Raw genomic sequence first — 13,129 nt, forward strand, 5'->3', positions numbered from 1 at the left:
ATTTTAGTATTGACTTTTTATTTGCAGGCTAAAGTAACGAGAATGCGACGCGCCGTTTTCAATCAGAGAAAGAGTTTGATGCACGCGATCGCAATCGAAGCCACAGCCACGATCCGTTTCAGCAGCGTCTGGTTGATTTTCGTTGCATTTTTGCTTCCGGTAAAGACACTGATGCCATGTGCGACCAGGAGCACCGGCAAGCGCGCCGACAAAACTTCCGGCCGAAAGCACACCTGCCGTTTTCAGGTCAAGGTTCCCGCTCTTATAATAATTTACCGATCCCAGAATGCCTGAAATCAGAAATGCTGCAAAGCTAATTTCCCTGAAAAAAGGAAAAATCGCCATGACACTGGAGCAGTATCATCTGGCGCAGAAGACGATTCATCATTATGTTAATTATTAAAGCGTGCTGGGAAAACATTTCTCATTACGTTCTCCACTATTTCTTTAGATTAAGAAAGACCCTGCATACGCAGAGCCTTTCTTACATTTTCTTTCGAGGACTAACCCTTGATACAAAAATATGTCAATCCCAAATGCATTACTTCAGAAAGAGTTGACATATTTTATCTGACATAGCACATGTGACTGCATCCATTTGGAAAAAGCTCTGCTTTCATCGCTCGGATATATTCTTCTTCCGTAGAAGAATCCTCCAGAATCTCCAGCGTGCGGCGCAGATTTCGGATATCACGCTCCATAAAATCGGTATAATTTCCCCGGCCTACCAGCTTCAGATGAGTGATTCCAGCATCGGAAAGCTGTTTTAATGTACACAGGCCGCAGCCGGTTGCGCCGCAGAGGTAACCATCTTCCGATACAGGATTCATCAGTTCTGATGCAGAATCCCATTCGGATATAGAAATATTTTCTCCCGGACGATTTTTTTCTTGTTTTTCTAATTTAGATTCTGAAAACGACATCGGTTTCTTCCAGTAAGGAACCCGGCAAAGATATCCCATTTCATCGCAGTGCAGGGAATTGCAGAAAGCACCACTGAACTGGCACAGTTCATTCAAAGCAAATGCCTCGAACTCCGTTGGATAAGTCCATTCTTTTCGAGCGGCTTCTTTCTGCGCAGTTATATGCCGAATCACTGCACGCATTTCCGAGATCGTATTTTTGCGCTGGAAAATGATCCTCTTCGGGTATTCTTTCGCAAAAACCTCTGTCATCGCAGAATTCACCGTTCCCAAATCCCCGCTCAGATGCACCTCACAGTCGATCTTTTCTTTTCGCAGGTACACAAGCAGCGCGGGATCCGCAAGAATATAACTGTCAAACCCTATGCTGCGGCACTGTTGGATGATCTGCGTAATTTCTTCATACTGTTCCTGCCGGTAATACAGCGAATTGAACGCCAGATGCACTGGCTTCTGGTATTTCTGCACCATATTGGCCAGAATTTCCAGTTCACTGAACGATCCAATTTGTACGTTATAGTTTAAAACCTCTCTCCGATTCAGCGGCAGAACCGTTCCGTATTTTTCTGACCAGGAAAACGGAACGTAACCGCAGAACAGCTCGTCTGCTCCGGCGCGGACGTAACGGGGATAGTCATCAATGGAGCCGAGGCCTGATGTGATTTTCATAAGTTAAATCCTTTCGCTTGCGCCTCATTCAAATTCAATCTCTTCCTCCGCCTTAGCATACAAATCCAGCTGATTTTCAATATCAAGTCTCTGAACCAGCCAACCTCTTGCAAGACACATCTTCACAAAATCGTCTATACGATTTACTCCATTCATCTCTTTTAACGTTACAACCACACCAAACGGAAGAGAATCTTTTCTTTTCTGCAAGCATTCTTTCGTATTAATCTTAAGTCCCCATAACCCAGAATCATAAGCCTTTCGGGGAACCCTTTTTTCTTTTATTTTTTCACTGATATGTTTCACATTATCCCATTTGCGATACATTTTTCTTGCATCTTCTTCGTACAAAGTAATCTGTTTCTCTTCAGACTGTCGATTGTCATCAATTGCTTTAATCATGGTTGACCCTCTTTTGGCAACAACTCTGCCAAACTGAATATCCATTTCTGTACTCGTATAGTCAACACCCTGTTTGCGATCGCACTGTGGAAAATATGCCAGGGTGGCTCTTGCATAAAACGGGTGCGCATGATCTACAACAGGCACTGGCAGATTATAAGTATAAGTTTCATATTCCTCCGATGCCCCTGTCATAATGAAACGTATTTCATCATCCGGTGTTTTTAAAACCTCATTAATATGCTTTGGCACAACACCATATCCGATTCTATGTGAAATATCATCTCTTCGATTCCATCCGGCAGCTGCATCAATCAGCAATGCTTTCGCCACTTCCCGGCTTAATCCCATAATATGAATCAAATATGCCAGTTTACGTGAAATCCATGGCGCTGCAAATGAAGTTCCCGCTACGTATGCTGCTCCCATATCGTCTTTGCATACCACCATTTTATCTGTATAGACCGTTCCATCACCACCATAATAACTGACATCCGGTTTATGAAAAAACGACAGAACAGGTCCAATCCTGGTATAAGAAGCAGAGTTTCCTGCAAAATCCACAGCATTAACCACCATAGAATTCAGGGAATCTGCCGGAGATCCAATTCTCATATTCTTTTTGGTAACTCCTGCCGGAATATTTGTACCTGCTACCACAAAAATAACATCATATTCACTCTGAATACGATCCAGCTCTGCAGCCTCCGGCGAAATAAAATTTGGTTTGATTTCAAGTTTTGATCCCAGCGATAAATTCCAGACTTTAATATCTCGATTGGACGCAACAATATTTCGGATCATTTTCAGAACAGTAAAAGAACTAAATCCGTTATTTGTTGCCACTCCAAAATGTCTTACGCGAAATCTGCCGCAGCCATCCGCAAGCTCCGGGTTTCCCTGTGGACCATCTACGATAATATAGCTGACAGCTGTTCCGTGTTCATAATCTTTCCTGGACAGAGGAATATTAGGATCCAAAAGATTTTTATATTCAACCCACTCGTGAAAATACACTTTTTCATTGAACTGTGTATCTATCACACCTATGACCGGTTCGTTCTGTGGATGTGGGATTAATAATCCGGCATCCTCTTCCATATCCTCATACGCATCTAACACATCGTCTCTTGAAATCTCAGAGAAGTCTGTAACTCCCATAGCGATCAGATACGACGCATTGTTATATAGCAATTTAACTTCGTCTGGATTCAGTCTTAAAGTAGTTCCGTCTATGATGCGATCATCTACAATATCAATTCCGAATTTTGAAAGAAGTCTTTTTGTATCCACCCCTGTCTGATAGATGGTAATGATTGCTTCTTCTGTTATTTCCTCCGTTGCTCTGTCGATATCAAATCGTTCCACATAAAAGCCGTCAACCATGGTTTTCAGAAAACTGGTTTTGGGTACTTCATTAAAATGATATTTTTCGCCTAATTCTTCTATTACTTCACTAGGAACAGAACCTTTATAATACTGTTCTATGATAGACGCTGTCTTTTTTAAAACATCGATAGATTTTTCAATTGCCTGCAAGGAAACAAAATGTGTAAAAACATGTTTTTGCACTTCATTTCCTTTTTGATCTGGCTCCCAGACAAATTTGGCCCCTCGAATTGATTCTGTCGGTGATTTTCCATTTTCTGACAGTAGAATTTTCAACCGGTTGCTTTTGGCAACAATATGCTTATAATGTACACTTACCAGGGCACCACGAATATCCTTGTTTTCCGTCCAATATACAAGTATTCTTTCCAGCTGCTTTTCCAACTCACGTAAATGTGATGCAGAAACACTTTTCCCTTTTGGAAGCTTAGGTGATCCCGGTCTGGAACGATTTGATCTTTGTTCGAATCTTCCTTTTAACTGTAAAATACTATTCATCCCTTACACCTTCTTTTAAATCACGAGCCACGCTGCTTTTGGAACGTCCAACCAATATTTCCATTTCTCTCACTGTGAATTTCTGACTCTGCAGTTTTTTCAGATCGTCTGGTTTTTCATTACATACTGCATAGTATAACCGTCTAAAATAATCCATGCCGTCTTTCGGATTACTAAAGGCAACCGACGTCCTGATCAAATTTTTCAGTTCGCCTGGATATGGTAATTTGGACATCAATTTCATAATTTTCCGAAACAGGCGAATATCTCTATTTGCAAGTTTCAGCTTATCCAGATAACGATCCAGCATCTGCTCAGCAATAGAAAGAAGATCTTCCTGCGAATAACGGTTAAAATCAATCACAGAATCAAACCTTCTTATCAATGCCCTGTCAAAATACTGGTAAAGATTTGTTGTTGCAATCAAAACAACATCTTCATTCATTCGGTCAAACTCTTTTAACATTGTTGATGTAGCCCGCCCCATTTCTCTTAAATCGTTTTGGTTCGTGCGATCCAATGCCAATGCATCGATTTCATCAAATAGAACAATCACCTTATCCGGTTGAGCAAATTGGTTGATTTCTTTAAATAACATAGACAGATTCTTCTGTGTCTGACCAAGCTTACTATCTATAACAGAAGAAAAATCCACCATAAAAATCTCTCTGTTTAAGATTCTTGCCAATTGTTTTACTGCTTCCGTTTTTCCTGTTCCAGGCGCTCCCTGAAAAAGGAACTTATTAATTCCAATGTGATGCTCAATTGCATTAACTATCCCTATTAAATCACCTGTAATTTCATCCGGAAGTAATAACATATCCGTATTCGCTTCTATTTTTTCAAAAAAAGGAGAAACATTCTCTGATACCTGCGGCACAAACGTATTAGCATTTGATAATAATGACATAATATACTCAGCCAGTTGATAATCGCCGGATGCATCAAAATCCTTTGCTATTTCATAAGCTTCACTGCGAAAACCAACATCATTTTTTTCGGTATAATACTTAATTAAACTTATAACACTTTTCTTCTTCATACTATGCACCCCATTTTTATTCGCTGTCTTTTTTATATCATGTTGGGACAATTTTGTCAATATTGGGACAGTTTATCTTTTATAGCAAAAAAGCAGCCCACATAGGCTGCTTTTTTGTTTATAGATTTTTAACCACCACTTTACATCGTTTACTCTTTTTCGCATTTTTATTTTCAGCATTTTGCACAAACTACAGGATAGTGGGTGTTTCTTTTAATTCAGAAATCGGATGGCGCGCAACAATCTCCAGACCCTGCATCAGCATGTGGTACTGTTCTTCTGTGATGGCCATTGCCTTGTCCGCAGAGCGTGGCCATCGGAATGCACCATTGTCGAGTCTTTTGTACATAAGGAGAAACCCGTCTCCTTCCCAAAGTAATGCCTTGATCCGATCGCATTTTCGCCCACAAAAGAGAAACAGCGTATTTTTATCATAAGGATCCAGTTGAAACTGAAACCGGACGATGTTTGCAAGACCATTAATCCCACGCCGGAGATCCGTAAATCCCATCGCCAGATAAACTTTTTTAAAACCGGAAGCATCTGTGAATATTCCTGTGCGGCGGAGCCGCCAGTCCAGTGTGGCGTGAGCCACCTATCCAGACGGACTGAGCCACATAGGTTATGAATTATTCGCGTAGATTTTTAGCCAAACCGTATACTTCTCTCATGGATCTGTCATGCTCAGCATCAATACTTGTGATGTTGATGCGATAACTGTCATGAGCTATTCGGTCGATGATTGCGTCAGCAAGAGGACTGGCATCACCACCAAGCTGATCATACCATTCCTCGAATTCATACTGGGAGCAGAAAATCGTTGAAGATTTCTTGCGTCTCCTGTGGAGCAATTCGAAGATATCCCTCTGTTCTGAATCCGTTGGTTTCAACAGAAGCCATTCATCCAGAATCAGGACAACAGGATTGGCATACTTAGCCATAACTTTTTTGTAGTTGCCATCAGTCCGTGCCATCTCCAGATCAATAAGCAGATCAGGAAGACGGACATACTTGGTATTGAAATACTGCTTACAAGCCTCCATGCCAAAGGCACAGGCCATGTAAGTTTTACCGCAGCCTGTAGCACCGGTGATAAAGAGATTCCGGTGTTCAGATATATATTCGCAAGTTACAAGCCGGTTAATAAGATCCTTGTTAAGCTTGCGCCCGGAAGTGTAGTTGATATCCATGATACTTGCTTCCGGCTGGTCGAATCCAGCGTTACGGATTAGTCGTTTCTGACGATTGTTTTTACGATTGCTGTATTCGATGTCCACCAGCATACCGAAGCGATCCTCAAAAGGTATTTCTTTAAATTTGGGATCATCAAGTTGGTTACGAAATGCATCTGCCATAGTGGTAAGAAGCATTTCAATTAATTTATCAATTGTACTCTGATTGGTCATATGTGTTTACCTCCGATAGTAATCGGAACCTCTCGTGATGCCGTGTGTTTTATGTGTGGTTTTTGATTCAGTAGTTTCTGGTTCCGGTTTCACAGAACCGGTTACAAGGATGTTCTTTATGCTCTTGTAACTGGGCGAAGATGTATAGGATAACGCCTTTTTACAGGTTGCTTGAGGCAATGCATCTGAGTATTTCTCAGCAAGCTTCAGAAGTCCCATACAACTTCGGTAGGTCTGTTGTTCCACACGTTTGGAGGTCAGTATTGCATTGACCACAGTGTACGTATTTATGCCAATCCGCTCAGCCCATTTGCGGAACCGGTCGCCGTTCCATTCCAGATATTTCTGATGTTCTTCCGGCATATGTTCCGTGACCGTGCTGTACTGCCCGAGGCGTCCTTTCAGACGACGGTGGGAAGCAATGCGGCTATGGTTGTAGAAAATTTCAATAGTGGTATCTGTTACCTTTACATCAACTTTCTTTTTGATGTATTCATAAGGAACGGAGTATAGCATTCCGTCTACAGATATGTGATAATTGAACTGGACGGTGGCTGTCTTCCAGTCGATCAGTTCAAAACGGGTAGCAGGTAATGGTGCCAGCAATGGTTTTTCTTCCTCAAGAAACAAGCTTTGCCGACTGCCCTCTTTCTTTTGAAAGAGCCTTTGGTTGAACAGTCTTTTATTTCTAATGTTAGAACACATTTTGTATTATAGCCGGCTTTTTTGAAGGCCTGCTCAAACCCAAGCCTAATACCTCCCATTCCTGAAAATAAATCTATGAACTTAACCACCTTTTTAGGCATCGGTTTATTCCTCCAACATAATAATCATTTTTTTAATGCATATAAAAGTCCTGCAATCAAGGAAATACAACTTAATTACAGAACCCTTTCTCATCCGCATTTTAACTCTCTGCTTCCTCAAATAGCTTAGTAAGCAAAACATTCAAATTGGTGTGTCTATGCAATGAATTATTTCCTTTTTTTATAAAATCCCAAGATTCCTCATAACTCATATTCTTTACTGCATCAGGATCACCTGCTATTTCTTTAACAAATCCTTCAACATCACCAATGTAGTTTCTTGCAAATGTATCAGCCAAGTTTCTTTTCATTCTGTAATCCAGATTTGCAGAATGGTGTAAGAAATGATCAAGATTACTTGAAAAATAATACACAGAGTATGGCACTGTTTTCTGCTTGACTTTTATAGTTGAACACTTACTTAAATATGTAAGGTTTTCACTTTTTTGCTGATTTCTCAGTTTTATCTTTTCAACATCTAAGCAAGCAATCTCATCATCTTTATAGAATGGTGATTCTTCCTCTTGCAAAGAAGAATCCTCTACAATACACTCATCAGAAATATATGCACCATCAGTATCAACGATTTGAATTATTTCTGTAATATCCTTTGGCAAAATCTTTTCTCTGTCAAAGAAATCATCCAAGAACAGAGTGTATATTGCGTCCTCTATATTATTGGGATGAACCCAATAGTTTTTCCCCTGCTTATCTGTGTAACGGCTTGTTGTAATATCTCCGCCTTTCTCCTCATCTTCCCGACGAATCACCGGAAAATAGACTTCGATATCCTCATCAATCTGATCATATAACTCTGGGATAGCAAGCTTCAGAGCCTCTCGGTCAGATTTGCCTTCAACTAGAAATAGCACAATCTTCCTCTTTGGCCTTTTTCCCATTAACGCAATCCTCCTGCCTTCTTAAGTGCAGCTATAATCTTAAATTTCTTTGTCTTATTGTAGATTTCTTCTTCCTGTTCACAAAGGATTATTTCTCTAAAATAAGTATCTCTAAGATTATTTGTTGCAGATATATTTTTCAAACGAATATATCTGTTCTGAGGATTTGTCGTAGTAAAATACAAGAACTTTTTATTTATTACTTCCAACGGTCTAAGGTTATGGGATGTAAAAATAAACTGTCCTTTTCCAGACTCTTCCATAGACTGAAGAATTTCGCCTAGCAAGTACTCAAATATACCTGCATCAAATTCATCAATTGCCACAGTTACAGACTGTTCATTAAACGCCGCTATAATTAAACTCAGAACAGAGATGATTTTTCTAACACCATCCGATTCATCTCGCAACGGCAATTCCTTTCCATCTCTATATGCAGTCAGCATAGTAACAGTTGCAGCTTCCCCATCTTTATCTAAAGTTTGAGAAATCTCCTTAAAACCGATAGACAATCCCGGAACTAGCTGGGTTAATACCGAACTAATATCACTCAGTTCTTCACAAAGATGTTCTAAATCCTCATTATCAATAACCATAGGTCTTCGTGCATCAAACATCATTCTTCTAGATCTTGTATAAATAGGAAGTGCAAAGTTTAAGCGAATAAATCCCGATGATTTTGTATCAATAACAAACAGGAAATGTCTTGCAAATAATCGAAGTTCTATTAATACTCTGAAGAATAATGACTTGTTATCATTTTCCTCAAATATTTTAAGCGTATCCGTCATAAAAATGAAAGATCTCGAATTGCTACGCGCAAGCTGTTTGTTTACTTCAAGAGAAACTAAAGTTTTCTTCCCAACACCAGCAATTTCTTTTCTTTTTGTAGTTGGTTTAAACGGAGAATCTTCTGATGATGTATCGATAATCGCCTGTCTTTTCGATGCATCTTCCCACAACAACGAAAACTTTTCATCAAAAATAACAACTTTACACTCTTCTTCAGGTATTTCAAATTCCTCTGGAGCATCTTTATAGCGTTCTCTAATCTCTTCCGCTGTTAATTTTTGACTTGACATGCGGAATGAATAAGCCGCTTCACGTATAGCCCCATCTGGATACTGCAAATCAAAAACAAACTCCAACTCTGAAAACTCTTTGCCAGCGGCAACGCAATCAGCATATACACTCGGAACTGTGGCACCGGCCATTAATTCCTGCAAAATTGCTAATGCTTCAATAAAAGAAGTCTTTCCTGATCCGTTTTGTCCATATATACCGAGAATATCAGATTCTGTGTTGTATGGAATAAACTGTCTTCCACAGTTAAAAGTGATTTCTCCATAACCAACGCTCTTAAAATCTTTCAATATTACTTTTTTTATTCTAACAGTAGGTAAATTATCACCATGTTCTTCTGTTATAAAATCATGTTCGCTCATAATACACCTCACATATTTGTAGCTCCTATAGAACATTATACACGCCTCCAGTTATTTGTCAAGCAGAATCTATATTTTATATTTTTTACTCGATTTTTGCATTTTGATTACAGTTTTATTTTCCTTTTATATTAGAATATGCCCATTTGCATATTCCGCAAGAACTGCGCATCCGTTTCAGAGGAACGGAGCGCCATTCCGCTTTAAACTGAGCAAAGCTCAGCACGTTTATTAGTTACCATTATTTACTCTGCGATCCCTGCCAGGAAATTCAAGACGATATGCTTTGGATGTCATTCGGCTTAAGCAGGCATCCGCATAGGTGGAATCCCCAAAAAGTTGATACCATCCGGATACTGGAATCTGAGAGATTATAATAGTTGCCTTGCGGCAGTCTCTGGACTCGATGATTTCAAACAAGTCGCGGCATTTTTCAATGTCCAGATCCATTAAACCGAAATCATCTATCACCATGAGATCATAAGCTGCCATTTCATTCGAATACTCAAAGTAAGTACCTTCCTGTCTGGCATGATCGGATTCCTTTAAAAGTGTGTTCGCACGTATATATTTAACAGTACGATTCTGATGCATTGCTGTGATACATAAGGCGCAGGCGATGTGTGTTTTCCCAGCACCAGCTCCTCCGGTCATCAGCAGGTTATTCGGTTCATCGATCCAATCACACTTGGCCAGAAGTTCTATGACGTGTGTATTCAGCTGACGTTCTGGATCATAGATTGAACTGTCAAGATCAGCTGCAGGATATTTCAGAGATGCTTTCTTCATGAGACGTTTAAACTTTTTACTCTCACGCTGATCCCACTCCTGATTTACAATAGCAGCAAAGCGGACTTCAAATGGTTCGAGACCTGTGTTTGGTTCCAGAAGCTGCTTTTCAAAGGCTTCAGCCATACCGGACATACGAAGTTTATACAGCCGGTCCATGAGTATGTTCTGTTCCTTTGTGAGTTTATCGTTATAAAGATAGTCTTTTAATCTGTATGCCATAGTACGTCACCCTTACTTATAGTAGTCCTTTCCTCTGATATTTTCATGATTAGGCAGTGTTCCTGGTGAATGCTCGGGGAGTTCCTTCACATCCATCTTTTTCAGCATCTGCTTGAAGGTAAAATATTTACAGGAATTGATCTCTATACATTTACGGGCAACTTCTTCAGCAGCACCTTTCGGGATTACTTTTACTTTATGCAGGATACCTGCACAGGCATTATAAGACTGCTCTTCATGTTTCGATGATTTAAGGAGTCTGTCAATCAGTTCTGACATTGCAGGACCAATGGCAGAAGCCCAGCGGCGGTAATAATTACCATCCTTTGCATTGACTTCTTTATAATAAAGGTGTTCTGGCGGCATATGTTCATCTACTGTGATATACAGCGGAAACTCCCTATAAGACCGCTTATGTGTACAGATCAGCCGATTATACTGATCACAGATCCGGATCTCTGAAGCGGTTGCCTTCAGGATTGCAGGCTTGCCACAGTAAGAGTACAATACGGAGTAGTAGTGGCCGTCATACTCGATGTGGTAGTTGTTGGGAACTTTTAGGACCGCTTTATAGTCGCAAGCCGTGTAACATCCGCCTGGCAGTGGTTTCATACATGGTTTGTCATACTTTTCGAAAGCATCCTGTCTTGAGAAGTCCTTGCCTTGAAAAGATCGTTTATTGAGGACTGCTACTATTTTTTTATTTCAGCATTTAGGTCTTCAAATGATACATATATCTTTTCTTTCAGTTTCTCAACCAGGTGTATTTCAAGATAACGTACATGATTTTCAACTGTAGGCTTGCCTTTCGGCTTTCTAGCGGGTGGTGGAAGAACTATAGTTTCATAGAAATCTTCCAGATCTGCAAATGTAGACTGCAGGATAAGTTCATCCTTTGTGTGCTTGGTTACAGCAGTTCGCAGGTTATCGGGCACAAAGTATTTCGTAACAGCACCATAAAATGAAACAGCATGGGCACAGCCTTCTATAAAACATGGGAGCTTCTCATTTGGAAAAGCTTCTGCATAGATCAGACTGCTGACTCCAAGAGTGGTCGCAAAGATATGGACTTTTTTGATCTCGCCCGTTTCGGTATCTGTTAACAGTTCCGGCTGATCACCGACCCAGTCGATATACATCTTTTCACCCGGGATTCGGTTTACGGCCATGGATACCTTCTGGCCACCATAGTTTTCTGCTATGAATCGGTTGAAGTATTCGTAAAACTGTGACTTCTCATAACCATCAGGATTCTTTTCTTTATAATCCAGCCAACAGAACGAAATGTTCATGCGGCTCCCTGGTGCATGGATTCTGTCATAGTAATACTGGAAATCTGGAAGTGGGACATCTTTCCTCTGTAGATTTTTCTGCGGATAGAAAAGGTTCTCAACTTCCTTAGGTGCCATCATTCGGAGTTCCTCGATTGGGATTCCGTTGGCATGGTATCGGCTCATGATCAGATTTAATGTACCTGAGCCAATCTTGTAACGGTCCATAACGGACCTGGTCTGGCATCCATTCAAACGCATCTGGATGGAGCCGATAATCGTGTTGTAGTCTTGCATAGTTATGCCTCCTTTCGCAATCATTTGATGACTACGAAAGAACTATAACACGTTGAAAACTTATTGATCAGCTGAAGCGGAAATGCGTTCAGTTACATCCGGAAAGGCTGATCAGTTCTTAGCGGAATGCGTGGTCCGATGAGCCGGAATTTGCACCATTTCACAAAAAAATACTCGTATATTATTCCGAGCATTCTTCTTGCTATTTATTCTTTCTTGAATATCCACCACCAGGTCAAACTTCCGTTTTTCTGATTTCACAACTTTCTGATCAGATGCTTTTTCTTTTTTCTCAGGTAATTCTTTCTCTCCGGCAATTATTTTTTTCAGATTTTCTTCTGTATAATCTTCTCCCAGAGAACGGAATCTGATAAAACGCTTCTGCTCGTTTCCACATATTGCAGTATGCTTTCCACGTTTAATCTCATACCCTTCCTGCTGCAATAATTTCAGAAGCACTTCAAAATCTTCCGGCTTCTGCTCCAGACACCTCAGAATATCTTCCCGGATGACATCCCTCATACTGATCCGTTCCGGGTACTTTGTTCTCCTTTGTCTCTCACTCGGTTTTACTTTCGGAATGATGGAAAGTCCATGCTCCAGACAGATAATGTCGCTGAGTCTCTGCAAAGCAATTCCCGAAAACCAGAAGTCACGAAACTTCCGGTCACAGTCCAGATTGGTAGAATTGAAAATGATATGATTATGAATATGCGCCCGGTCCACATGCGTTGCCACGATAAAAGCATGCTTCCCTTTAGTGAATCTCATACCGGTTTCATACCCTACTTCATTTGCTTCCTCCGGTGTAATTTCTCCCGGCTTGAAAGACTGGCGGATCTGATATGCAAGTACATCTCCCTTAGGCTGCCGCCATGTTTTATGCAGATATTCTTTTTTTGCCTGAGCAAATTCCAGATCAACCAGCTCCGGATTACACTGATAAGATGAGATATATTTTCCATCTTCTGTCTTGTCCCCGTTCATTGCATAATCTGTTCTGTCTTTCAGACACTGCATCACGCTCCGTCCTTTGTTCTGATGCATTGCTATCAGTTTTGTTGCCGCCAT

12 protein-coding genes and 2 pseudogenes are annotated in these 13,129 nt (G+C 40.5%); 1 reads left to right on the top strand and 13 read right to left on the bottom strand.

From position 1 onward, the window contains the following. The coding region (locus DXB83_RS16715; RefSeq protein WP_207665916.1) for a hypothetical protein at positions 1-294 on the top strand (294 nt) is incomplete at its 5' end. A 272-nt stretch (positions 295-566) separates the two neighbouring features. Here DXB83_RS16715 and DXB83_RS11775 read toward each other — a convergent pair. The 13 genes and pseudogenes from DXB83_RS11775 to DXB83_RS11830 all read right to left on the bottom strand — a co-directional run bounded on the left by DXB83_RS11775 (position 567) and on the right by DXB83_RS11830 (position 13,129). After that, complete coding sequence (locus DXB83_RS11775) at positions 567-1,592, bottom strand: U32 family peptidase (RefSeq protein WP_117510905.1); 1,026 nt, start codon at positions 1,590-1,592, stop codon at positions 567-569. A gap of 24 nt (positions 1,593-1,616) precedes the next feature. Then, positions 1,617-3,881 (bottom strand): S8 family peptidase, encoded by a 2,265-nt coding sequence (locus tag DXB83_RS11780; protein WP_117510907.1) that lies wholly within the window; start codon positions 3,879-3,881, stop codon positions 1,617-1,619. Then, positions 3,874-4,923 (bottom strand): ATP-binding protein, encoded by a 1,050-nt coding sequence (locus tag DXB83_RS11785; RefSeq protein WP_117510909.1) that lies wholly within the window; start codon positions 4,921-4,923, stop codon positions 3,874-3,876. The genes DXB83_RS11780 and DXB83_RS11785 overlap by 8 nt, the downstream gene beginning before the upstream one ends. Positions 4,924-5,113: 190 nt before the next feature. Beyond that, positions 5,114-5,518: an IS66 family insertion sequence element accessory protein TnpB gene (tnpB, locus tag DXB83_RS11790; RefSeq protein ID WP_117805366.1), complete on the bottom strand. Its 405-nt coding sequence runs from the start codon at positions 5,516-5,518 to the stop codon at positions 5,114-5,116. Positions 5,519-5,552: 34 nt separating this feature from the next. Next, positions 5,553-6,329: an IS21-like element helper ATPase IstB gene (gene istB / locus DXB83_RS11795; protein WP_117510913.1), complete on the bottom strand. Its 777-nt coding sequence runs from the start codon at positions 6,327-6,329 to the stop codon at positions 5,553-5,555. Between the two features lie 6 nt (positions 6,330-6,335). Further along, positions 6,336-7,022, bottom strand: a pseudogene (locus DXB83_RS11800) (Mu transposase domain-containing protein); the annotation flags it as partial. A gap of 26 nt (positions 7,023-7,048) precedes the next feature. Then, positions 7,049-7,135 (bottom strand): annotated as a pseudogene (locus DXB83_RS17285) (DNA cytosine methyltransferase); the annotation flags it as partial. 101 nt (positions 7,136-7,236) lie between these two features. Then, a complete protein-coding gene (locus DXB83_RS11810; RefSeq protein ID WP_117510915.1) occupies positions 7,237-8,034 on the bottom strand; it encodes a hypothetical protein in 798 nt (265 codons plus the stop codon). Continuing rightward, on the bottom strand, positions 8,034-9,479 hold the full coding sequence (locus DXB83_RS11815; RefSeq protein WP_117510947.1) for an AAA family ATPase: 1,446 nt from the start codon (positions 9,477-9,479) through the stop codon (positions 8,034-8,036). Before DXB83_RS11815 ends, DXB83_RS11810 begins: the two co-directional genes overlap by 1 nt. 231 nt (positions 9,480-9,710) lie before the next feature. Continuing rightward, on the bottom strand, positions 9,711-10,490 hold the full coding sequence (locus DXB83_RS11820) for an ATP-binding protein (RefSeq protein WP_118697669.1): 780 nt from the start codon (positions 10,488-10,490) through the stop codon (positions 9,711-9,713). Positions 10,491-10,502: 12 nt separating this feature from the next. Beyond that, complete coding sequence (locus tag DXB83_RS16930; RefSeq protein ID WP_242991210.1) at positions 10,503-11,102, bottom strand: Mu transposase domain-containing protein; 600 nt, start codon at positions 11,100-11,102, stop codon at positions 10,503-10,505. Between the two features lie 80 nt (positions 11,103-11,182). After that, entirely contained in the window at positions 11,183-12,058 is an 876-nt protein-coding gene (locus DXB83_RS16935) for a transposase (protein WP_243002141.1), read from the bottom strand. Between the two features lie 111 nt (positions 12,059-12,169). Continuing rightward, entirely contained in the window at positions 12,170-13,129 is a 960-nt protein-coding gene (locus DXB83_RS11830; protein ID WP_330410168.1) for a relaxase/mobilization nuclease domain-containing protein, read from the bottom strand.

The sequence above is a fragment of the Blautia sp. OM06-15AC genome (genome assembly GCF_003481425.1).
Classification (GTDB): Bacteria; Bacillota; Clostridia; order Lachnospirales; family Lachnospiraceae; genus Fusicatenibacter; species Fusicatenibacter saccharivorans.